Consider the following 20,783-nt stretch of genomic DNA (forward strand, 5'->3'; position numbering starts at 1 on the left):
CGGCCTTGACATTAAATCTACATAGGTAGATTTACAGGGCATGCCGCGAACTCGCGCGTTGTCGAATCACGCCCGCTCCGTTCTTGCCGCACTGCTGGAGGCCGGGGCGGGCTGGTCGCACGGGTATGAGCTGTGCCGCATCGCGGACGTGAAGTCGGGCACGCTCTATCCGCTGCTGATCCGCCTCGAAGCCCAGGGCTATCTCGAAGCCGAGTGGCAGCAGCCGGCGGAGGGTGGGCGGCCGCCAAGGCACGCCTATCGCCTGACCCAGACCGGGGTCCAGCTCGCGCGCGACAATCCGCCAGACCGCAAGGTGGCTGCTCGCTCCGTCCTTCGCGGGGCAACAACATGAGCGTCCGGGTCCAACGACTTGCGGCGGACCTGCTGTGCCGCGCCCTGCAGTCCCTCCTCCCACCGTCGATGCGCGACTGGGGGCTGGCCATCCGCTACGAGGTCGCGGAAATCCCCGAGGACACCCAGGCCCTGTCGTTCGCGCTTGCGAGCTTCCGCGGCCTGGCGCCGCGTGCCATCGGCTTGCTCCTGATGCAGCCCTTCGGCGCGCTGCACAGCCCGCGTGCCGTCGGTGCGCTCTGCGCGGCTGGCTCGGTCGCCATGGGGCTCGTCTACATGACGCTTGCCGGCGCGCCCGTCGGCTACCTCGGCATCAACGCTGGCGCGCTCGTCCTCGGTCTTGTCTTGCTGGCCCTCGTCAGCCGCATCCCGGGGGCGGGCGGGCGATGGTCCGGAGCCCTGATTCTCGGCCTCTCGGTCCTGCTGCTCGCCACCGCATCCGCCGGCCTCCGCGTCGAGGGGGCAGCTCGCTGGGTCAAGCTCGGCGGAGTGAGCGTGCAACCGAGCCTGGTCCTTCTGCCGCTCATGCTTGCCGGATTCTCCCGGACGCGCACCCCGCTTGCGACGACGGGGATCATCGTTGCCGCCGTGGCAATGGCGCTCCAGCCCGACCGTGCGATGGCGGCCATGATGACCGCGACGCTGGCGACCGTCGCGGTGACGCGCGCGGACCGGCCGACGTCTCTGGCGTTCACGGCCAGCCTCCTGGCGTTGGTGGTGACGCTGCTGCGCCCCGACGCGCTTCCCGCCGCACCCTTCGTCGACCAGGTCCTCTTTTCGTCCTTCCAGGTCCATGCCCTTGCCGGGCTGGCCGTCGTGGCCGGCTCGGTCATGCTGCTCGTCCCTGTGCTGTTCGGTGGGTCCTGTGACGGGGACAGCCGCGCGACCTACCTCGCCTTCGGGGCTGCGTGGCTCGCGGCGACCGTTGCCGCCGCGTTTGGCAATCATCCGACCCCGGTCGTGGGCTACGGAGGCAGCGCGATCCTCGGCTACGTCCTGAGCCTTTCGACCCTGCCGAGGCCGCTGACTTCGCGCGACATCCCTTCAAGAATCGCACTCGCCCAGTCATGACAATGCCTCGCCCTGGACGGCGGGTTCGATACCTGCTGCCTGTTGTATTGCTTGCCCTCGTGCTCTGGTTCACGTGGACGCGAATCACACGCAGCCGCGGCGACCAGAGGGCTTCTTTCACGCCCGCGAGTCAGCAGTGCGACGCGCAAGGGCCCCTGCGTTACTGCATCAACAAGGCCGCCGGGGGCACCAACGGCGACATCGTCTATCACCACCACGGGCGCAGTCTCGACGAGACGGTCTGGAACGACGACACCTACTTCACCGGCATGCTGCAGGCGCAATGGCAGGCCACCGGAGCCCTACCTCCCACGGTCGTGACCGTCTCCTACGGCTCGACCTGGCTCCTGACTCCGAAGGGCCAGCAGGAGGACAGCGGACTGCTCGATGATTTCATGGCCCGTCTGCCTGCGATTGAGGCGAAGGTGGGACGCCCCCGGCGGCGGATGCTGCTGGGGGAGTCGATGGGTGGGCTCAACGTCCTGGTCGCGGGCCTTTCCCATCCGGCGCAGTTCGCCAAGGTCGCGGCGCTCTGTCCGGGCGTCTACACCGACACCCCGTTCTCCTCCTTTGACACGATCCAGGCCTCGATGGAGCGCACCGGCGCCGATCCCAAGATCGTGTTCGGAGTCTGGCGGATGGCGCGCCAGTACGTGGCCGACGAAGCCGAATGGCGCCGCGTCTCGCCCCTGCACCTGGTCGCGCAGGCGGGACCGGACCATCCGGAGCTCTATCTCTCCTGCGGCCTCTACGATGCCTACGGCAACTACGAAGGCACCGAGCGCCTCGCCAACCTTGCCCGTCAGCGAGGCATCAGGACCGAATGGCACCCGCTCTATGGCGGCCACTGTGCGTCAGACGTGTCCTCGCTGGCCGACTTCCTCGTGAAATGACAGTCGGGACCGCGGTGGCGAACGGCGCCTACTGGAGGGGCGCACCTGGCCAGGCTGAGTCACGCAGGGTCCAGGGCCCACAACCCATCCTGCCAATTCCGCAAGGTCTGCTGGGCACCCAGGGCTGCCAGACCTTGGCCCTTTGCTGCATCTTCCAGAAGCGCAGTGGCTTCTGCGGTCTTGTGCCGGAGCAGGAAAGCAGCAGCAGTGACCCTGACATCCATACGCGGGTGAGAAAAAAGCGCAGCCAGTGCATCGCGGCCGGCGTCGCCCTTCTCACGCAACGCCATGAACGCGGCAAGCGCCTTTTCGGCGTGCTTATTGCCCGCCCTTGCATCTCCTCGGACGATGCAGTCCGTCTGCGCCGCGATGTCCTGGGCGAATGCCTCTACGAGTTTCTCAAGCGACATCACCAGACCCCATTTTTCACTTTCTCAATGGCCCGAAGGCCGAAGTCGCGTTGAGCGTCGAAGGACTGCGTGCTCAACCATTCTCGCACTGTCTTGAAGGAGCTGGTGATGTCGAAGCGCTTCGAGGAGAACAGAGCGCTGACCCCAGAATGAAGCTCCTTGTCGAGCGGGATGACGTTCTCCCGGTTGTGGAGAGCCTGGGGTCCGAAGCGAGACGCGTTCCCCTCCGTCTGCTCCACGATGTGATGCCACTCCTTGCCGTTCCCTGCGGGTCCCATGGCCCGCTTGAAGGACTTGAAGGACGAATAGCCCTTCGGCCCACTCGACGGCGAGGATCCCTGCGCATCTGCGCCCCCTCCGCCCCCCGAGCCCGCTGCGTCATCAACTCGCTGGAGGATGATGGCCGCCCCAGCGCCACCGCTGAGTACCGCCGCCGCACGCCCTGCTGGCACCGCGACGCGCTCCAACGCCAGCGCGCCCTGCGCCGACAATGACAGCACAGGCACCGAGACTTCCGCCCCCAGCGCCATCCCCTTCAACGTCCGCGTCGTGGCCGAGGCCGCGCCCCATGTGACGAGCATTCCCGTCGTCAGCCGCGACACTTCGCGGATCTGCTCGCCACGGGTCATGGACTGGAAGCGCTCCCAGTACGCGGGGGAGGAAGCGATGAGCGCCGCCACGCCCGCCGGCAGGTGGCTCAGCCCCGCGATGCTGTCCACGGGACGCGTGAGCACCTGTCCCAGCGCGTGGTACAGCTCCACGAAGGCGTCCTCGGCTCCGTCCAGGGTGCGGCTGATGACGTCAGCGTCGTCGTACACCTCGGCCATGGGACGCCAGTCCGAGACCTGGAGCTGCGCATCCATGACGCGGAAGACACCGCCCTTGCCGCTGTAGAAGCGCCCCAGCTCGAAGCCATTCGCCCGGAAGGCTCCGTCCCTCCACTCGACGGGCGCCACCTTTTGCTGGGTGCGACCCGTGAGTGCCCATGCGAGGTAGCCATCCGGTCGCAACACCGCGACCTGCTCCCGAGCGAATCGCTCCACCCGGCGCAGCAACTCCTCCCGCGAAGTCCCGCCTCGCTCCAGCACCTCTCGCAGCAGGAAGCCCGCCACCATTCGGGGCGGCAGCGTGTCCAGCGTGACGGGCTTGCGCAGGAGGACGCCCAGCAGCCGCACGGATTGCGTGGGCGTGAGCGTGCTGTCCCACAGGGGCTGCTCGTCCCGTGCGTCCAGCCCCGCGTCCGTCAGCAGTTGCTCCCAGGCATCCATGCGCACGCCGGAGCTGGCGATGGCGCGGTCGGCATTCGTTCCTGGCGTTCGCTCCCTCGCGGACTCCCGGGGCGAGTAGCGCAGGGCCCTGCTGGAGACAGCCGGCGCGCAGCCCGTGAAGAGCATGACCGCGCAACACAATAAGACACCTGTACGCATGGATTCACTCCAAGCCGGGACGCGGCTTGGAGTGTCTCGCATTCAGCCGGGACCGCGGGCCTACTGAATCGCGAAGATGAGCGTCACCTTCGCCATCACCGTCTGCTCCTCCGGCTGGATGGGCGTGGTGGGCGCGGCTCGCGATTCCGCCATGTCCATGGCGAAGGTGGCCGGGTACAGGCGCGGGGCTTCCGTCACCGTGCTCGCGTCCAGCACCGCGCCCAGCTTCACGTTCAGCGACGCGGCCAGCACCTCCGCTGACTTGCGCGCTCGCGCCACCGCCTGCCGCAGCGCTTCGCCCTGCACCGCGTCCTGCCGGCTCAGCCCGAAGCGCACCGAGTCCACCCGGTTCGCTCCCGCCGCCAACGCCTTGTCCAACAGACTCCCCACCTTGGACAGGTCCGTCACGTGGACGCTCACCAGGTTGCTCACCCGGTAGCCCTTGAGCTTCGGCTCACCGCCCTGCGGCGGCGGCGGCGTGTACTCCGGATAGACGTTGTAGTTGCGCGTCTGCAAATCCCGCTTCGCGATGCCCGCGCCCGTCAGCGCCGCGAGCACCTTCTCCATCCGCTTCGCGTTCTCCTCGCCCGCCGCCTTCGCGTTCTGCGCGGACGTCTCCACCGCCACGTCGATGAAGGCCTCGTCCGGCTGCGCCTTCACCTCGCCGGTGCCCTCCACGCGCAGCGTGCGCACCTGTGGATCCACCGGCGGCCGGGGCTGCGGTGAACCGGCCGGGGCCTGCGCCTGCGCCGCGGCCGTGAAGCCCGCGAGCACCACCAGCGTCGTCAACATCCTGCGAACAGCGGACATGGCGCCTCCTTCCCAAGGCACAGAGAACCTTCGCGCTTCCTGCGCGAAAGCCTCTCATGCCCCTTCGGACGCCCCAGCCCCAGCGGACATTCACCGGACCCGAGGCGTCCTGCGCCGGACGGTCGCTCAGTGCAGCGACTCACCCGGCTGGTCCACAGACATCATGGACTCCAATGGCTTTCGCAGCGGACGCGGCGCGGACCTGCGCACCTGCGTGACGGCCTTGCGGCGCGCGACGCGCAGCGCGTCCCGCCCCATGTCCATCACCGCCGCCACCGCGCCCGTCAGCAGGTTGCCCGGCGGGGTGTCCGGCGCGGCGGGATGCGGGTGCGTGGGCGCGCCCTTCTTCGCCAGCACCAGCGCCTCGCCCACCTGCCGCAGCTCCTGCGGCTTGAAGGCCTTCTTCACCTCCGGGAAGAGGTACTGCTCCTCCTCCGTGACGTGCGCGCGCACGCTCTCCATCAACACGTGCACCTTCGCGTCGAAGCGCTCGGACTCCGGCGGCAGCGTGTCCAGCTCCGACAGCACCCACTTCACCACGTGGTGCTCCTCCAGCGCTCGCAGCACGTCCGGCGACAGGTCCTCCGAACGCGCGCGCACCGCCGGGTAGAAGACCTGCTCCTCGATGGCGGCGTGGATGGACAGCTCGCGCACCATCTCGTCCACCAGCTTGCGCTTGTGCGCCAGCGCGTGGTCGCCCGCCTTCTCGAACTTGCGGAACAGCTGCTCCACCGTCTTGTGGTCCGCCTTCAGCAACGTGATGGCATCCATGGGCCGTCTCCCTTTGCGTCGAATCGGGGGCCGCGCCTCCCCCATCGCGAAGCCGCTCGGGCCCAGACAGGCCCTGGCGCAGCGCGGCACGGGGTGAAGGGTGGGGATGGATTCACGGCCGCGCCTACCCCCGTCCCCCTGGCCGCCGTGCCCGCACGGAGGGCAGCCGGGCGGCATGCGCCTTCTGTCCGGTATCGGTCGGAAAACCGCACCCGGCCCCACTCCCCGGGCGGCGCGGGAATGCACACCGTGCGCGGCCAGATCGGTCTCGCGCGGGCGGCGGGCAAGGGAACAGGGGCAATACCGTGACGACGAACACGCTGCGCCTCCGGGTGGCGCGCATCACCCGTGAAGCGGAGGGCATCCAGTCCTACGAGCTCGTCTCCCAGGACGGCAGCCCCCTGCCCGAGTTCGAAGCCGGCGCACACCTGGACGTGCAGGTGCCGGGCCTCGACGGCATGCGCCAGTACTCGCTCTGCAACGACCCGAGCGAGTCGCACCGCTACGTCATCGCCGTGCAGCGCGACGCCAACGGCCGCGGCGGCTCCAAGGCGATGCACGAGAACGTCCACGAGGGCGACGTGCTCACCGTGAGCGAGCCCCTCAACGACTTCCCCCTCCTGTACGGACGCAGCTACGTTCTCATCGCGGGCGGCATCGGCATCACGCCGCTCCTGGCCATGGCGCGCCTGCTGGAGCGCACCGGCGCGGAGTGGGTGCTGCACTACTGCACGCGCGAAGCGGACCGCACCGCCTTCCTGGAACTGTTGTCCACGCCGTCCTTCGCGGGCCGCGTGCACGTGCACCACGACGGGGGTGACCCCTCCAAGGGGCTGGACGTGCGGGCGCTGCTCGCGACGCGCGGCCCGGGCACCCGGCTGTACTGCTGCGGTCCGGCGGGCCTGATGAAGGCCGTTCGCGAGGCGGCCACGCTGCACAAGTGGCCCTGGGAGAAGGTGCACTTCGAGGCCTTCACCGCGGAGGGCACGTCCGCCACCCACGCGACCCCGGAGGAGGACTTCGAGGTGTCGCTCAAGAGCACCGGCCAGGTGCTGCGCGTGCCGGCCGGCAAGAGCGTGCTCAACGTGCTGCGCACCCACGGCGTGAAGGTGGAGAGCGACTGTGAGGCGGGCTCCTGCGGCACCTGCGTCACCCGCGTGTGCGAGGGCACTCCGGACCACCGTGACACGTTCTTCCAGCAAGAGCCCGCGGGAAATGCGCGAATGCTGGTCTGCGTGTCACGTGCCCGGTCCAAGCGGTTGGTGCTGGATCTGTAGTGACACCCCCGGGCCCGACGTTTTGAAGCGCGCCTGTACGCGGCGGGCCGCCTATGCTCGCGCCCCGCTCGTACACGAGAGAGGCTGATGAGCGACGGGACGTTGTTCTCCATGGACACTCCGCCCACCGAGGCCCGGTTCCAGAACCGGCTCTGGGTGGCGGATGCATTGGACCTCACGGGCGCGGCGCTCGTGGGTTGGGGGGCGGTGCGCGCGGCGGAGTGGGTGTCCACGCCGGCGCTGCTGGGGTTCGCCATGGGGGTCGCCTGGGTGGTGCTGTCCTGCGTGGGCGGGCTGACGGGGCTCAGCCCGGGCCGTCACGCCCTGGGACTGAAGCTGGAGCGGGCGGAAGGACGGGCGCCCGGCCTGGGCGCGGGGCTGTTGCGCGCGCTCACCGCGCCGGTGGAGCTGCTGCTGCAGGTGGTGCTGCAACACCGGCCGCTGGATGCGCAGCTGGGCGTGCACGCGGCCGTGATTCCGGGCGGGATTCGTGGCTGGGCGCGGAGCCTGCCGCTGCCGCTCGTGGGGCTGGTGCTGCTGGCGGGCGCGGTGTGGAGCATCGTCACGCCCACGCGCCAGGAGATGCTCCAGTACCTGGACCGCACGCTGACCGGGTGGCACTGCTGCCACGGCACGCGCGAGGCCACCTGGCAGTGCCGCGCGTCCCTGTCCCGCGCGGTGCGCAACGCGAACGGCGGCGACACGGAGGTCTCGGAGTTCCTGCGCAACGAGTGCCCCGTGGCCGCCACGCGGCTGGGGCCCTGAGACGTCACGCGAGCCGACGGAGGCTCGCGTCCTCGCGCCTCAGCGCTTGCGCAGCGCGAAGGTGTCCTCGCCCTCGTCGCAGTTCACCCACACGGCCTTCTCCGGCACGGCGGGCAGCTTCTCGCTCACCTTGAAGTAGCGCTCCTCCACCTTGACCGTGTGCGTCTGGTAGGGCTCCAGCCGCGCCATCCGCGCCCCCCTCCGTCCGCTCAGGACGATGGAGCAGTTGTGCCAGGTCCGGGTGTCGGAGCTGATCACATAGAGGGTGCTGTTGAAGCTGCTCCCCAGGATGCCGTCGATCTCCGCCTGTCCCAGGAGGCGCGAGCGCTCCACGGGCTTCGGCTCGGGCGTGGGCGGCGCGGCCGGCGGGGACTCGGCCACGGGCGTGGGCAGCGTTGGCCCCGACGGGCGCCCGCTCAGCAGCAGGAAGCGCGGCTCCTTCGCCGCATCCGCATCCGCGTCCAGCCGCACGTTCATGCGCTCGCGGTTCGGTTGGATGGACACCACGGTCGCCGTCCCCAGCACCGGACGCTTGCGGGTCCCCCGCTGCGGAGGGCCCACCACCTTGAACACGGAGCCCGCGTTGGTGCCCTTGGGCACTGTCGCGTCCACCATGCGCTGGCCGCCGCCCGTTTCGCCAATCTTCGCCACGGTCAGATGAGCGGGCACCATCTCGACCTGGGGCGTCGCGGGCCGCTTCGGTCCGGGGACGGGCTTCACCTCGGGCGGAGCCTTCACCACCGGCCCGGGCTTCGCCTCCGGCTCCCCCGCGCCCGCGTCCACCGCCGCCTCGGGAGGGGGCTCCTCGGGCGGCGTCACCGCGGGGAGCGGCTCCTCCACCTTCGGGGGCGCGGCGGCCACGACCGGCTCGGACGGCGGAAGCGTCTGGGGTGCCACGGGCTGCTCGGCCGTATTCGGGCGCAGCACGTAGGCGGTGATGCCCACGGAGGCGCCCACCAGCAGCAGCGCCGCCACGGCGATCCGCGCCACCGGCCTGCGAGACCCGGTCTGCGCCGGCAGCTGTCCGGAGGTGCCCGCCACCCCGGCGCCCTGGGACGGCGCGGCGGCCAGGTGCACCGCCGTGGCGCCCAGCGCGGCCGCGTCCACCTCGTCGGTGCTCCGCGCCACGCCACCGGAACCCGTCGTGCCGCGCGCCACATCACCAGAGCCCGACGTGCCCCGCGCCACCCCACCGGAGCCCGACGTGCTCCGCACGCCTCCCGAACCCGACGTGGGCAGGGCCACACCGCCTGAGCCCGACGTGCTCGGCGCCACGCCGCCAGAGCCCGAGGGATGGGACACGAACGTGCCCCCCGGCCCGAGCCCTGGCCCATCCACGTCGATGCGCCCGGTGTTGGGCCTGTTCCCGGCGGACTCCTCGCCGGTCCCCGGCGCCGTGGCCTGGACATCCGCCGAGCCACTGCCGGAACCGCCGTACAGCCCCGTGCCCGAACCGCCCCGGGGCGCGGGCGACGGCGTTCTCCGCTCCCCGTGCACGCTGGACGTCAGCTTGCGCTGCTCGGCGAAGGCCTCCGGGCAGAGCGCGCGCACGAACTCGCCCGCCTCCTCCGCTCCAATGGGATTCCCCGAGCGCAGCAGCTCCGCGTTGAGCGCCCGCGCGAACTCATCCGCCCGCCCGTACCGGTCCGTCGGCGACGGCGCCAGCGCGCGGCGCAGCACGGCTTCCAGCGACGTCTCCACGTCCGGACGGAAGTCCGTCAGCGGCGGCACCACCGGATGCGACATCGCCGCCATCATCTCGCCCACGGTGCCGTGGGGAACCAGCCCACGGCCCGCCAGCATCTCCCACACCACCACCGCGCAGGAGTAGATGTCGCTGCGATGGTCCAGCGGCTCGGCGCGGACCTGCTCCGGGGACATGTAGCCCAGCTTCCCCATCACCGTGGACGGCAGCGTGTACTTGCTGCGCGCGGTGGACTTCGCGAGGCCGAAGTCGATGACCTTCACCTCGCCCTCGTACGACACCATCACGTTGTGCGGGGACACGTCGCGGTGGACGATGCCCAGGGGCTCGCCGTCCGTGCCCGTCTTGCGGTGCGCGTACCCCAGGCCCTCCGCCATGCGCTGGCCGATGTAGAGCGCCACCGGCGCCGGCACCGCCCGCCCCTGCACCCGGGCCTGCTCCAGCAGATAGCCCAGGTCCACGCCCGCCACGTACTCCAGGGCCATGTAGTAGGTGCCGTCCGCCTCGCCCATGTCGTACACCTGGGCGATGGAGGAGTGGACCAGGTGCACCAGCACCTTGGCCTCGTGGTGGAACCGGTCCAGGAACTGCCGGTCCTTCACCAGCCCCGGCAGGATGGTCTTCACGATGCAGGGCTTTTCGAAGCCCGCCGCCCCGGACAGCTTCGCCAGGTACACCTCTCCCATGCCGCCCTGGCCCAGGAGGTGGACGAGCTCATAGCGCCCGAAGAAACGGGGGGACTCTGTGGGTGCGGTGCTCATGGCTTCGGCTCCGGAGCGCAGCATGGACTCCCCCATGGAATCAAGCCGCGCACGTCGCGCCACCCCTCCTTGCCAGCCTTCGGACACCCCCGGCGCGAAAAAGAGAAAGTCCCGGGGCCAACGGAATTCCCGAGCCTGTGTTCCGACTGACAACAGGTCTGTTGTGCACCCGCGCACGTCCGGGATGCACCCGGGGCCTGGAGACGATGCGAGTCAGCCTGGGGATGCGTTCCCTCATCGCAGCACGCCGCTTCCTTCCTCTGTGAGGGGGGCGGGCACCTCCCGGTCCTCCGCCATGTAGGGGGACCGCCCTCAGGAGGGGCGTCCTGCTTGGAAGGAGTCGCATCATGAGGCATTGGACATTCGTCGGATTGCTGGCGCTGGCCGCATGTGCGCCGGAGTCGTCCCCACGCACCTCCGCGCAGGGCCAGGTGTGCCCGGGCGTCGTCGCCGGAGGGATGACGGTCCGCCAGGGGCTGGATGGAAACCTGCCCTCCCGGGTGCAGGATGACGGGCGCGAGCCGGTCATCATCCGCTTCCGCCGGGGAGACCGCACCCAGGCCTCGAGCGTCACGGCGTCCGGCGCCAGCTTCACGGCGAGCACCGGCGCGAAGGTGGGCGCCGTCTACCGCAACATCCCCGCGGTGGCCGCGCGCGTGTCGCCCCAGGAGCGGCTCCTGCTGGAGCGCAGCCCCCTGGTGGAGAGCATCGAGGCGGACCAGATCTGGGTCGCCCAGGGCCTGACGCCCGTGCTGCTCGCGCCGCTGCCGCGCCAGGTGACGGCCGTCACGCCCATGCCGGGGGACGAGTACACCGAGGGCCTGCACCTGGTGCAGGCCCCGGACGTGTGGGACGCGGACCGGGACGGCGTGCTGGACGTGGGCGCGCCCACGGGCGAGGGCGTGCGGGTGTGCGTCATCGACAGCGGCCTGGACATGGACCACCCGGAGTTCCAGGGCGCGGTGGCGGGAAGCCATGACCTCCTGGATGAAGACGACGACGCCAATGACCGCGGCCCCCAGGGCCAGTGGGGCCAGGGCCACGGCACGCACGTGGCGGGCATCATCGCGGCGCGCATGGGCCAGGGCGGCGACACCGGCCCCCGGGGCGCGCCGGGCGGCATGGTGGGCGTGGCTCCCAAAGCGTCGCTGCTCATCGCCCGCGTTCTGGACCTGTCCGGGCAGACGCAGATGAGCGTGGTCCTCTCCGCCATGGAGTGGTGCGAGTCCCAGGGCGCGCGCGTCGTGTCGCTGTCGCTGGGCGGTGGCAACCCCACGCGCAGCACGGTGGAGGCGTTCCGCGCGCTGGCGGATCACGGCCTGCTGGTGGTGGCGGCCGCGGGCAACCAGGGCGGCCCGGTGCTGTACCCCGCGTCCGACCCGTCCGTGCTCGCGGTGGGCGCGGTGGACGCGAACGAGCGGCGCGCGAGCTTCTCCAACATGGGCGCGGACCTCGCGCTGGTGGCGCCCGGCGTGGACGTGCTGTCCACCTTCCCCCGGGGCCTGGGCGCCTTCGCGGAGATGTCCCTGGACGACACGTCCCCCATGTCGCGCTCGCTCCTGTACTCGCCCACGGGTGACACCGCGGGGCGGCTGGTGGACTGCGGCCTGGGGGATTCCCTGGCCGCGTGTCTGGGCGCCACCTGTGACGGCTTCGTCGCCTACGTGCGGCCGGGCGCGGTGCCGGTGTCCGAGGCCATGGCCAACGTGATGATGCAGGGCGCGCGCGCCGTCGTCTTCGGCTCCGACGACGCCCCCGCGGGCGGTGCGGTGGACATCCTCTCCCTGCCCCGCATCGGCCGCTGGGCCCCCGCCGTCAGCGTCAACCAGGCGGCCAGCACCGTGCTGCGCGAGCGGCTGGGCGCGGACGCGCGGCTGTCACTGATTCCGGTGGACTACACCCACGTCTCCGGCACCTCCATGGCCGCGCCCTACGTGAGCGGCGTGGCCGCGCTGCTCTGGAGCGCCCGGCCGGAGCTCACGCCCCAACAGGTGCGCGACGCCCTGGAGTCCTCCGCGCGCGACCTGGGCATCGCGGGCCGGGACCCCGTGTTCGGCCACGGCCTGGTGCGCGCGCGAGACGCCCTGCAACGGCTGCCGTGACGCACCCACTTCTCAATTCATGGGAGACGTAAGCAGCGCATCACGGACGCGGAGCGTGGCTGTTGGGGAACCCAAAAATGCTCCGAGTGATGAAATCGAGAATGCGCTGCTGCGTGGAATGAATGCGCGCCGGGATTGTACGTGGCGCGCGCCAATGGCTGCCGGGAAGGCGGCCAACCCGGCGCGAAAAACATCTCATTCTTGAATTGAGGATATCCATGTTTCGAATTGCTGTTGCCGCCCTCGTCGTTGCCGCCACGGGTTGCGCCTCTTCGAGCGGCGCGGCGGCCTCGGGTCGCGCGGGCAACGCCACGGTCACGGGCAGCGTCGCGTACCCCGCGAGCGGCCTGCAGGGTGATCCGTGCACGTCGGTCGGGGTGAAGGTGACGGAGGGTGACGCCGTGGCGCTGGGCCGGGGCGAGGTGAAGCAGAGCCGCAACAACCGTTGCAGCTACAACGTCAGCGCGCTGCCGGAGGACAAGGAGCTGAACGTGGAGCTGGTGCTGGACGCGGGCCTCAAGTGCGCCAACGGCGCGGCGCCCACGGTCACCCCGGGCCCCACGAAGATGAAGATCGCCAAATTCTCGGCGCCGGTGGTGAGCTTCAAGCTGGCCTGCGAGTAGCGCTCCCGAAGTCCCGTTGAAGTGCTTCACGCCGTGAAGGCCGGGGCAAGCCCTCGAAAGGGGTCCCCGGCCTTCGTGCGTGGATGGCCGCATGCCCGGCGGGGGGACAGGAACCATTGATTGCTGAACACAAGGGCGCGAAGCTGCATCGGCCCATGACTGGTTTCCGTCCGCGTACCGCCGTGCTCGCCCTGGCCCTGCTGGGGGCGGGTTGCGAATCCGAAGTGCCCTTTCCGACCGAAGACGAGCTGGACCAGCTGAGCGCCCTGCACACGCAGAGCGTGAAGCCGGAGGCCGACCCCACCAACAAGTGGGCGGACAACCCGGACGCGGCGTCACTGGGGCAGCGGCTGTTCGAGGACCCGAAGCTGTCGCGCTGCGGGACGGTGTCCTGCAAGAGCTGCCACGCGGGTGAGTCCTACACGGTGGAGACGGCGACGGCGGAGGGCTGCGGAGGCCACCAGTCCGAGCGAAACCCGCCCAGCCTGTTGAACGTGGGCTACAGCCGCTGGTTCATGTGGGACGGACGGGCGGACCGGCTCTGGTCGCAGGCGGTGCTGCCGCTGACGAACCCCATCGAGATGGACTCGGACGCGACGGTGGTGCGCACGCGGCTGTCCGAGGAGCCCTCGTACACGGCGGGGTACACGCAGCTGTTCGGCAAGGCCCCCGCGGACGAGTCGGATTCCGACCGGCTGATGGCGAACCTGGGCAAGGTGCTGGCGGCGTACCAGCGCACGCTCAACCGCACCGACGCGCCCTTCGACGCGGACGTGCGTCGCTTCCTGCAGGCGGTGGAGGCGGGCACGCAGGAGAAGGACCCGGCGTACCTGGGCCTGAAGACGTTCGTGCGCAAGGGCCAGTGCGTGGTGTGCCACAAGGGCCGCTCGCTGTCGGACGACAAGTTCCACAACCTGGGGTTGAAGGACACGGGCGCGGGGCGGCGCGGGCAGGCGGACGTGGTGGACACGCTGGTGTCCTGGCCGCTCAACGCCGCGGGCCCCTACAGCGACGCGCCGTCGGGCATCGACGCGGCGCGGTTGTCCACGCTGAAGGCGCAGGCGCAGAGCAAGCCCACGGAGGTGGAGGGCGCGTTCCGCACGCCCACGCTGCGCAACGTGGCGCTGAGCGCGCCGTACATGCACACCGGCGCGGAGAAGACGCTGGAGGACGTGGTCGACTTCTACAACGAGGGCGGCGACCCGGCCGGCACCTTCGCTGGCGTGCGCACGGAGACCATCGTCAAGCTGGACCTGAGCAGCGAGGAGAAGCAGGCGCTGGTGACGCTGCTCAAGTCCATGACGGGCGCGGCGAAGTAGGCCTTCAGCGCACCAGGTGGAAGGACGTCTGACGCTGGAAGGCCCAGTGCACGGCGCCCTGCGAGTCCACGACGACGTCCTCCTCCTGGGCGGAGCGCACGGGCTGGTCCTTCCACTCCGGCACGGGGCTGGTGGCCTGAAGCTCGATGGAGAACCAGGAGTCCGGCATCACCTTGTGCTCGCCGTTGCCGGGCACGCCCTCCTGGCGGTCCCACATGCCAATCATGGGGCCGGCGCCGTGGCCGTGCAGGCCAATGGGGTGTGAGTACACGCTGCCGTTGATGCCTTCGGACTTCATGCGCGCGAGCGAGGCGCGCAGGACTTCGTTGCCGGTGCGGCCCGGCTTGATTTCACCGGTGACGATGTCCTGGAGCCGGTTGGACGCCTTGAGCGCGGCCTTGAGGCCTTCGGGCGCGTCCGTCTCGCCGTCGCGCAGCACGTAGCCCATGTGCTGGGTGTCGGTGTTGAGGCGGAGCGCGGTGACGCCGAAGTCACAGTGGAGCACGTCGCCGCGCTGGATGACGGGGCTGTCGCCCAGCTGTTCGTCGGTGGCGCCCTGGCGCTGCACGTCCACGTCCGGCTGGAACCAGGTGTCCAGGCCTTCATCGGCCAGGCGCTGGCGCATCCACCACTCCACGTCCTGGGTGGTGGTGGTGCCGGGGGTGATGACGGCGTTGGAGAAGGCGGTCTGGATGAGGTTCCAGGCGTACTTCTGGAGGTCGGCGTAGAAGCGGACCTCGTCAGCACTGCGCCAGCCGAGCACGTCCAGGGGCAGGCCGCCGGCGGGCTTGAGGCGCTTCGCCCAGGTGGGGCCCAGGGCCTGGGCCATGCCTTCGTATTCGCCGTGGGTGAGGCCGTCCGCGAAGGCGATGGCGGGGGACACGTCGATGGCGATGGAGTCCGGCTTGCGCTCCTCCACGACCTGCTTGAGGAGCAGCCACTGTTCGGGGCCCAGGAGCTCCGCGGCGCGCTGCGAGCCGCCGCGGTCGACCATCATGGGAGCGCGGCGGGCTTCATAGAGGCCGCCCTGGGTGCTGCCGCCGAGCGCCAGCCGCTCCACGCCCTTGTCCGCGCCGCGGTCGAAGAAGACGTAGATGGTGCGGCGGCGGGCGGCGAAGGTGGTGGGGGAGACGAGCGCCTTGAAGACGGGATCCTCGTTGTACTCGCGCATGGGGACGACCCACATGCGCACGCCGTACTTGCGCATGAGCTGGGGCACGCCGGTCTCCAGCCGTTCCTTGAGCCACGCCTGCTGGCGCACGGACTGTTCGCGCAGCGTGCCGAAGGGGCGCACCGGGGCGGCGGGAGCAGCCGGAGCGGCCGGAGCGGCCGCAACCGGGACCTCGGGCTTCGAGGGGGCGGCGGGCGCGGTGGCGCAGGCGGAGGAACAGACGAGCGGGACGACGAGCAAGTGTTTCCAGGAGCGCATGGGCGCGCAGTCTGTCACGCGCCCTGTCGCGCCGCGCGGCGCAAAAAGGCCGTCAGGAACCGCCGTTGTCAGTCATTCGCGGAAAAGCCAGACACACTGTCCTGGCTTCACTTCGAATCCGTGGAGCCTGGGGGCGTGGCGCGGGGGCTGACCTTGCGCAGCTCGTGGAAGTGCTCGCGGACGAACCGCGCGGCGTTGAGCAGGGCATCCACGGGACCGACGCCCACCATGCTGACGGTGATGGGCACCGCGTGGCCGATGATCAGCGGGCAGTACCAATCTCCGTTGGCATCCTGGGGGATGGGCGCGGGCCGGCCCAGGGTGACGCGGGAGACGTGCTGGTGTCCGTGGTCATCCTCGAAGGACCAGTAGTCGTCGGCCACGGGGCCGCTGATGGACGCGTGGTGCGGAGGGCCAGAGGTCATGCGCGGAAGCTCAGCAGAACTGCAGCTGCCACGCTTCTCGAATCGGCCTCGCCCTCCAGTCCCGGACATCCCCCGTTCATGAACGAAGCCGGGCCTACTCTCCCGGAGTGACCTGGGCCACGGCGGGAGCGGGGACGTACTCCTCGCTCGTGGCCAGGGTGCCCAGTTCGTTCACTCCGCCCACCACCAGCACCGTGCCCCGGCGCAGCCACAGCGCTCCGGCTTCGCCTCGCGGCTCATGCAGCGTGGGCGCCTGCGTCCAGAGGCCCTTCGCCGGATCGAAGCGCTCCGCGGAGTCCAGTGTGCCTCGTGAGGAGTGCTCGCCGCCCACCACCAGCACCGCGCCCTCCGCGGTCAGCAGCGCCGCGTGGTGCTCGCGCGGCACCGCCGGCGCCTCCACCAACTCCCAGGCGTTGCGCTCCGGCACGTACACCTCCGCCGTCCTCGCCGCCTGCGTCGTGGTGCCGCCCACCACCAGCACGCGCCCGTCCGGCAACACCACCACCGCGGGGTCGTTGCGCGCCTCGCTCATGGGCGACGCCTGCGTCCACACGCCCGTGTCCGGCGCGTACAGCTCCGCGCTCGCCAGCGCGCCCACCGTCACGCCGTTGGAGCCGCCCACCGCCAGCACGCGCCCATCCAGCAGCCGCACCGCCGCGTGGTTGCGCCGCGCCGTGCGCAGCGCTCCCGTGGACCTCCAGTGCCCTGTTTCCGGGTCGAAGACCTCGCAGCTGCCCAGCGTGCGGTTGCCGTCATGCCCTCCCGCCGCCAGCACCCTCCCGTCGTCCAACGCGAGGTAGGGCAACAGCCGCCTCGGCGTGGACAACACGCCCGGCACCGGCGCCTCCACGCCGCCCGCATCGGCGCGCGGCGCGGGCCCGCACGCGAACACCACTCCCAACCACAGCATCGTGACGCAAGAAGTCGAAAACCGTCGCATGGCCCCACCGGGACGTCTGGTCGAGGGGTCCGTTTAACCCGCCGGTCTGACACCCAGGCTCCTGCAAGACCCTGTGATTCCAGGGTCTTGCCCTGCCCTCCGGGTTGGAAATCCCGAAGTCCCGGAGGCGCGCCGGGCCCTTCCGCATCAGTGCCTCATGGGACCCACGGGGTCGTTCGCGGGCTCCGCTTCCAGGCCCTCGCTGTGGCGCGGCGGCAGGGCTCCGCCGTCGTCGTCCTCCTCCAGCGTGAGCTGCGAGTGGTCCGCCGGCTTGAGCAGGACTTCATCCCCGCTCACGGCCTCCACGTCGCTGTACTCGACCAGGTAGTCGCGCCGGGGAATGGGCACCACCCCCTGCTCCAGTTCGAAGTGCGTGTCGCCCACGCCCGCCACCCGGCCCAGCCGCTGTCCGTCGGCGGTGCGCACCGACATGCCTTCGCGAACCTCTCCCGCGTGAATCATCGCGTCGCTCCTCGCGCTCATGGGGTCCTCACCAAGAGTGGGGTCGCTCCCGCCGCCGTGCGCGATGTGACAGGCAGCCCGGTGGGCCCTCGGGCCGCCTTCTTCCACGCCTGTGTGCCTGCCCTGCGCGCGGCCCCGTCGCGCGGTGCCTAACGTTGCCTCAAGGAGGCCCCCATGCTGCTGGAACTGTCGAACGACGAATCGCGCGTGTTGAAGGACGCAGTGGATTCCGCACTGAACACGCTGCTGGATGAAATCGCCCACGCGGAACAACGCGAGCTCAAGGAAGCGCTGCACCAGCGCTACGACCGGCTCGCCGCCCTCCAGCGCCGGCTGGAACCGGTCGTGGAGAGCGAACAGGTCTACGCCTGACAACCTCCCCGCCCAATTCCTCACACCCACCCCAAGGCGGGTTGCGATGCGCGACCCGCCTGTGTATGGTTTTGATGCAGCCCGCAGAACCCCAACTGGCCAGGAATTTCCACGTGGGTCCGTGGCCGTCCGTCTGGACGGAGGCTTGGTTGGCCGTTGAATCCGGCATGACCACGAGCACCGCCGGCAAATCCGACACTGGAGATGCCCATGAGCAGGTCTTCGAAGCAGTACCAACCCTCGCAGGCAGATATCGATAACCGTTCGCGTCAGCTCAATTCCGAGCATGACGCGTACTGGCAGTCTCGTGGCGAAGAAGGTCGTCCCTCCGAAGAGGAAGTGGATACCCAGAAGCCTCAGGCTCCCGCGCCCGCCACGCCCGCGTTGAAGTAGAGATCCAGCCACCCACATGGAGACACGGCTTCGCGCATGTGGGCGGAGCCGTGTCGCGGCGTTCCACACCCTCTCATTTCAACCAGTGTCGTGGCCAGGAGCCATGACGCCCGGGCCCTCTCATGCGAGTCCTTCAGGTCATCCATGGCTATCCCATGCGCTTCAACGCAGGCTCGGAGGTGTATACCCAGGCACTTTCACAAGGCCTGTCGAGCCGGCACGAGGTCCAGGTCTTCACCCGCCGCGAGGACCCGTTCCTCCCAGACTACGCGCTGACGCAGGAGCGCGATCCGGACGACCCACGTGTCCTGCTGCACCTGGTCAACCTCCCCAACAGTCGTGACCGCTACCGGCATGAAGGGGTGGATCAACGCTTCGAGGAGGTGCTGGACGGCTTCCGTCCCCACGTCATCCACGTGGGCCATCTGAACCACCTGTCCACGTCCCTGCTGGAGGTAGGCGCGGCCCGTGGAATCCCCATCGTCTTCACCCTGCACGACTACTGGCTCATGTGTCCCCGGGGGCAGTTCATGCAGATGCATTCCGTACCTGGGAGCGAGCCCTGGTCCGCATGTTCAGGCCAGGAGGACCGGAAGTGCGCGGAGCGCTGCTACGCGCGCTACTTCTCTGGAGGCCCCGAAACGCGGGAGCAGGACGTCGCGCACTGGAGTCAGTGGGTGCGCGACCGGATGGAGCATGTGCGCCGGATGATGGAGCACGTGGACCTCTTCATCGCTCCCTCGCGCTACCTGCTGGAGCGTTTCCAGCGGGACTTCGGGCTGCCCGCCAACAAGGCGGTGTATCTGGATTACGGCTTCGACCTGGAGCGACTGCGCCACCGGCAGCGAACGCCCGAACCCGACGTCGTCTTCGGCTACATCGGCACCCACATCCCGGCCAAGGGCATCCACCATCTCATCCAGGCCTTCGGGCAGGTGCGCGGCAAGGCCCGGCTGAAAATCTGGGGCCGGCCTCGCGGCGAACACACGGAGACGCTCAAGGCCATGGCCCGCGCCCTCCCGGGAGATGCCGGCACGCGCGTGGAGTGGCTTCCCGAGTACCGCAACGCGGACATCGTTCCGGATGTCTTCAACCACGTGGATGCCATCGTCGTGCCCTCCATCTGGGTGGAGAACTCTCCGCTGGTCATCCACGAGGCGCTCCAGGCGCGGGTGCCTGTCATCACCGCGGATGCAGGAGGGATGCGCGAGTACGTCCGGGATGGAGAAAATGGCGTGCTCTTCACCCACCGCGACCCCGGGTCGCTTGCCCAGGCCATGCAGCAGCTCGTGGATGCCCCGGACCTGGCGGTGCGCCTGGGCAGCCGTGGGCACCTCTGGGGCGAAAGCGGCGACGTGCAGGGGATGCAAGCCCATGTGGAGGCCGTGGAGGCGCTCTACGCACGCGCCATCCGGGAACACCGTGCCCGCCGTCCTGCCACCCGGCCCGGCCCCTGGCGAATCACCTTCGACACCAACCCCGACGACTGCAACCTGCACTGCATCATGTGCGAGGACCACTCGCCCCACAGCGACACCCAGCGGCTGCGCAGGGAAGCGGGCCAGCCGAAGCGCCGCATGCCCCTCGAGCTCCTGCGAAGGGTCATGGAGGACAGTGATGGCACGCCCCTGCGGGAGGTGATTCCGTCCACCATGGGAGAGCCGCTGCTCTATCCCCACTTCGACGACATCATCGACCTGTGCATGGCGCACGGGGTGTGGCTGAACCTCACCACCAACGGGACGTTTCCCAGGCGCGGAGCACGCGCGTGGGCACGCAGACTGGTCCCCATCACCTCCGACGTGAAGGTGTCCTGGAATGGGGCCACGAAGCAGACCCACGAAACGGTGATGCCAGGGACGCGCTGGGAGCAGGTCCTGGAGAACCTCCGCCAGTTCCTGGCCGAGCGTGATGCGCATGCCCACCAGGGAGGCCACCGCTGCCGGGTCACGCTCCAGCTCACCTTCCTGGAGTCGAACGTGGGCGAGCTGGCGGACATCGTGCGGCTCGCGGCGGGACTGGGCGTCGACCGGGTGAAGGGGCATCACCTCTGGGCCCATTTCGCCGCCATCCAGCCCCTGTCCATGAGGCGCGACGCATCCGCGATCCACCGTTGGAACGAGGCCGTCCGGCAGGCCCATGCCGTCGCGGAGGAGTGCCGTCGGCCAGATGGGAGCAAGGTGCTCCTGGAGAACATCCTCCCCCTGGGCGCGGAGGCCGTCACGGACCTCGCGCCAGGCGCGCACTGCCCCTTCCTGGGGAAGGAGGCATGGGTGAGCGCCGTGGGCCGCTTCGACCCCTGCTGCGCTCCCGACAAGGAACGACGAACGCTCGGGAATCTGGGCAACCTGAACGCGGTGGGCATCCAGGAGGTGTGGACGGGCCCGGCCTATCAACGGCTGCTGAACGGCTATCAGGACCATCCCCTGTGCCGTGGATGCAACATGCGTCAGCCGGTGAAGGAGGCCCCTTGAACC

At 69.9% G+C, this 20,783-nt stretch carries 20 protein-coding genes; 11 read left to right on the forward strand and 9 right to left on the reverse strand.

From position 1 onward, the window contains the following. Window positions 1–40: 40 nt before the first annotated feature. Genes D7V77_RS02175 through D7V77_RS02185 form a run of 3 tightly spaced genes read left to right on the forward strand, consistent with a single transcriptional unit; the run spans window position 41 to window position 2,315 of the window. On the forward strand, window positions 41–352 hold the full coding sequence (locus D7V77_RS02175; RefSeq protein WP_120574612.1) for a PadR family transcriptional regulator: 312 nt from the start codon (window positions 41–43) through the stop codon (window positions 350–352). Further along, window positions 349–1,422, forward strand: coding sequence for an FtsW/RodA/SpoVE family cell cycle protein (locus D7V77_RS02180; RefSeq protein WP_120574613.1), 1,074 nt, complete (start codon window positions 349–351; stop codon window positions 1,420–1,422). The genes D7V77_RS02175 and D7V77_RS02180 overlap by 4 nt, the downstream gene beginning before the upstream one ends. Beyond that, the gene (locus D7V77_RS02185) at window positions 1,419–2,315 is read left to right on the forward strand and encodes an alpha/beta hydrolase-fold protein (RefSeq protein WP_120574614.1); all 897 of its coding nucleotides are present in this window, start codon (window positions 1,419–1,421) and stop codon (window positions 2,313–2,315) included. Before D7V77_RS02180 ends, D7V77_RS02185 begins: the two co-directional genes overlap by 4 nt. Before the next feature lie 59 nt (window positions 2,316–2,374). Here the strand turns inward: D7V77_RS02185 and D7V77_RS02190 are convergent, their stop codons facing one another. The 4 genes from D7V77_RS02190 to D7V77_RS02205 form a co-directional block, all read right to left on the reverse strand. Further along, window positions 2,375–2,725 carry a DUF2019 domain-containing protein gene (locus tag D7V77_RS02190; RefSeq protein WP_120574615.1) on the reverse strand — a complete coding sequence of 117 codons (351 nt, stop codon included), beginning with the start codon at window positions 2,723–2,725 and terminating at the stop codon, window positions 2,375–2,377. Beyond that, entirely contained in the window at window positions 2,725–4,152 is a 1,428-nt protein-coding gene (locus D7V77_RS02195) for a hypothetical protein (RefSeq protein WP_147451963.1), read from the reverse strand. The genes D7V77_RS02190 and D7V77_RS02195 overlap by 1 nt, the downstream gene beginning before the upstream one ends. Before the next feature lie 60 nt (window positions 4,153–4,212). Further along, window positions 4,213–4,962 carry an SIMPL domain-containing protein gene (locus D7V77_RS02200; protein ID WP_120574617.1) on the reverse strand — a complete coding sequence of 250 codons (750 nt, stop codon included), beginning with the start codon at window positions 4,960–4,962 and terminating at the stop codon, window positions 4,213–4,215. A gap of 126 nt (window positions 4,963–5,088) precedes the next feature. After that, a complete protein-coding gene (locus D7V77_RS02205) occupies window positions 5,089–5,733 on the reverse strand; it encodes a hemerythrin domain-containing protein (protein ID WP_120574618.1) in 645 nt (214 codons plus the stop codon). Window positions 5,734–6,038: 305 nt separating this feature from the next. Here D7V77_RS02205 and D7V77_RS02210 point away from each other — a divergent pair, with 305 nt between their 5' ends. Then, window positions 6,039–7,010 (forward strand): PDR/VanB family oxidoreductase, encoded by a 972-nt coding sequence (locus D7V77_RS02210; RefSeq protein WP_120574619.1) that lies wholly within the window; start codon window positions 6,039–6,041, stop codon window positions 7,008–7,010. An 87-nt stretch (window positions 7,011–7,097) separates the two neighbouring features. Further along, window positions 7,098–7,775 (forward strand): RDD family protein, encoded by a 678-nt coding sequence (locus D7V77_RS02215; protein ID WP_120574620.1) that lies wholly within the window; start codon window positions 7,098–7,100, stop codon window positions 7,773–7,775. Window positions 7,776–7,814: 39 nt separating this feature from the next. Here D7V77_RS02215 and D7V77_RS02220 read toward each other — a convergent pair whose 3' ends face one another. After that, a complete protein-coding gene (locus tag D7V77_RS02220; RefSeq protein WP_120574665.1) occupies window positions 7,815–10,241 on the reverse strand; it encodes a serine/threonine-protein kinase in 2,427 nt (808 codons plus the stop codon). A gap of 347 nt (window positions 10,242–10,588) precedes the next feature. On the opposite strand from D7V77_RS02220, the gene D7V77_RS02225 reads away from it, so the two are divergent. The 3 genes from D7V77_RS02225 to D7V77_RS02235 all read left to right on the forward strand — a co-directional run bounded on the left by D7V77_RS02225 (window position 10,589) and on the right by D7V77_RS02235 (window position 14,285). Continuing rightward, window positions 10,589–12,343 (forward strand): S8 family serine peptidase, encoded by a 1,755-nt coding sequence (locus D7V77_RS02225; protein WP_120574621.1) that lies wholly within the window; start codon window positions 10,589–10,591, stop codon window positions 12,341–12,343. Window positions 12,344–12,561: 218 nt separating this feature from the next. Then, window positions 12,562–12,966: a hypothetical protein gene (locus D7V77_RS02230; protein ID WP_120574622.1), complete on the forward strand. Its 405-nt coding sequence runs from the start codon at window positions 12,562–12,564 to the stop codon at window positions 12,964–12,966. A 155-nt stretch (window positions 12,967–13,121) separates the two neighbouring features. Further along, a complete protein-coding gene (locus tag D7V77_RS02235; protein ID WP_120574666.1) occupies window positions 13,122–14,285 on the forward strand; it encodes a cytochrome-c peroxidase in 1,164 nt (387 codons plus the stop codon). Window positions 14,286–14,289: 4 nt separating this feature from the next. Here the strand turns inward: D7V77_RS02235 and D7V77_RS02240 are convergent, their stop codons facing one another. From D7V77_RS02240 to D7V77_RS02250, 4 genes are all read right to left on the reverse strand, one after another. Continuing rightward, window positions 14,290–15,714 carry a M24 family metallopeptidase gene (locus D7V77_RS02240; protein ID WP_120574623.1) on the reverse strand — a complete coding sequence of 475 codons (1,425 nt, stop codon included), beginning with the start codon at window positions 15,712–15,714 and terminating at the stop codon, window positions 14,290–14,292. Between the two features lie 107 nt (window positions 15,715–15,821). Beyond that, window positions 15,822–16,139 carry a hypothetical protein gene (locus tag D7V77_RS43550; protein WP_158624274.1) on the reverse strand — a complete coding sequence of 106 codons (318 nt, stop codon included), beginning with the start codon at window positions 16,137–16,139 and terminating at the stop codon, window positions 15,822–15,824. 94 nt (window positions 16,140–16,233) lie between these two features. After that, entirely contained in the window at window positions 16,234–17,049 is an 816-nt protein-coding gene (locus D7V77_RS02245; RefSeq protein WP_199733720.1) for a kelch repeat-containing protein, read from the reverse strand. 177 nt (window positions 17,050–17,226) lie between these two features. Next, the gene (locus D7V77_RS02250; RefSeq protein WP_233596612.1) at window positions 17,227–17,562 is read right to left on the reverse strand and encodes a DUF2171 domain-containing protein; all 336 of its coding nucleotides are present in this window, start codon (window positions 17,560–17,562) and stop codon (window positions 17,227–17,229) included. A 153-nt stretch (window positions 17,563–17,715) separates the two neighbouring features. Between D7V77_RS02250 and D7V77_RS02255 the strand changes: the two genes are divergently transcribed. The 3 genes from D7V77_RS02255 to D7V77_RS02265 all read left to right on the forward strand — a co-directional run bounded on the left by D7V77_RS02255 (window position 17,716) and on the right by D7V77_RS02265 (window position 20,780). Further along, on the forward strand, window positions 17,716–17,913 hold the full coding sequence (locus tag D7V77_RS02255; RefSeq protein ID WP_120574626.1) for a hypothetical protein: 198 nt from the start codon (window positions 17,716–17,718) through the stop codon (window positions 17,911–17,913). Between the two features lie 210 nt (window positions 17,914–18,123). Then, entirely contained in the window at window positions 18,124–18,306 is a 183-nt protein-coding gene (locus tag D7V77_RS02260) for a hypothetical protein (RefSeq protein WP_120574627.1), read from the forward strand. Between the two features lie 122 nt (window positions 18,307–18,428). Then, window positions 18,429–20,780 carry a glycosyltransferase gene (locus D7V77_RS02265; protein ID WP_120574628.1) on the forward strand — a complete coding sequence of 784 codons (2,352 nt, stop codon included), beginning with the start codon at window positions 18,429–18,431 and terminating at the stop codon, window positions 20,778–20,780. The last annotated feature ends 3 nt before the right edge of the window (window positions 20,781–20,783 follow it).

It is taken from the genome of Corallococcus sp. CA041A (assembly GCF_003612075.1).
Classification (GTDB): domain Bacteria; phylum Myxococcota; class Myxococcia; order Myxococcales; family Myxococcaceae; genus Corallococcus; species Corallococcus exiguus.

Coding starts and splice junctions, on each gene's coding strand:
- D7V77_RS02175 (WP_120574612.1), top strand. CDS start 41: ATGCCGCGAACTCGCGCGTTGTCGAATCACGCCCGCTCCGTTCTTGCC.
- D7V77_RS02180 (WP_120574613.1), top strand. CDS start 349: ATGAGCGTCCGGGTCCAACGACTTGCGGCGGACCTGCTGTGCCGCGCC.
- D7V77_RS02185 (WP_120574614.1), top strand. CDS start 1,419: ATGACAATGCCTCGCCCTGGACGGCGGGTTCGATACCTGCTGCCTGTT.
- D7V77_RS02190 (WP_120574615.1), bottom strand. CDS start 2,725: ATGTCGCTTGAGAAACTCGTAGAGGCATTCGCCCAGGACATCGCGGCG.
- D7V77_RS02195 (WP_147451963.1), bottom strand. CDS start 4,152: ATGCGTACAGGTGTCTTATTGTGTTGCGCGGTCATGCTCTTCACGGGC.
- D7V77_RS02200 (WP_120574617.1), bottom strand. CDS start 4,962: ATGTCCGCTGTTCGCAGGATGTTGACGACGCTGGTGGTGCTCGCGGGC.
- D7V77_RS02205 (WP_120574618.1), bottom strand. CDS start 5,733: ATGGATGCCATCACGTTGCTGAAGGCGGACCACAAGACGGTGGAGCAG.
- D7V77_RS02215 (WP_120574620.1), top strand. CDS start 7,098: ATGAGCGACGGGACGTTGTTCTCCATGGACACTCCGCCCACCGAGGCC.
- D7V77_RS02220 (WP_120574665.1), bottom strand. CDS start 10,241: ATGAGCACCGCACCCACAGAGTCCCCCCGTTTCTTCGGGCGCTATGAG.
- D7V77_RS02225 (WP_120574621.1), top strand. CDS start 10,589: ATGAGGCATTGGACATTCGTCGGATTGCTGGCGCTGGCCGCATGTGCG.
- D7V77_RS02230 (WP_120574622.1), top strand. CDS start 12,562: ATGTTTCGAATTGCTGTTGCCGCCCTCGTCGTTGCCGCCACGGGTTGC.
- D7V77_RS02235 (WP_120574666.1), top strand. CDS start 13,122: ATGACTGGTTTCCGTCCGCGTACCGCCGTGCTCGCCCTGGCCCTGCTG.
- D7V77_RS02240 (WP_120574623.1), bottom strand. CDS start 15,714: ATGCGCTCCTGGAAACACTTGCTCGTCGTCCCGCTCGTCTGTTCCTCC.
- D7V77_RS43550 (WP_158624274.1), bottom strand. CDS start 16,139: ATGACCTCTGGCCCTCCGCACCACGCGTCCATCAGCGGCCCCGTGGCC.
- D7V77_RS02245 (WP_199733720.1), bottom strand. CDS start 17,049: ATGCTGTGGTTGGGAGTGGTGTTCGCGTGCGGGCCCGCGCCGCGCGCC.
- D7V77_RS02250 (WP_233596612.1), bottom strand. CDS start 17,562: ATGAGCGCGAGGAGCGACGCGATGATTCACGCGGGAGAGGTTCGCGAA.
- D7V77_RS02255 (WP_120574626.1), top strand. CDS start 17,716: ATGCTGCTGGAACTGTCGAACGACGAATCGCGCGTGTTGAAGGACGCA.
- D7V77_RS02260 (WP_120574627.1), top strand. CDS start 18,124: ATGAGCAGGTCTTCGAAGCAGTACCAACCCTCGCAGGCAGATATCGAT.
- D7V77_RS02265 (WP_120574628.1), top strand. CDS start 18,429: ATGCGAGTCCTTCAGGTCATCCATGGCTATCCCATGCGCTTCAACGCA.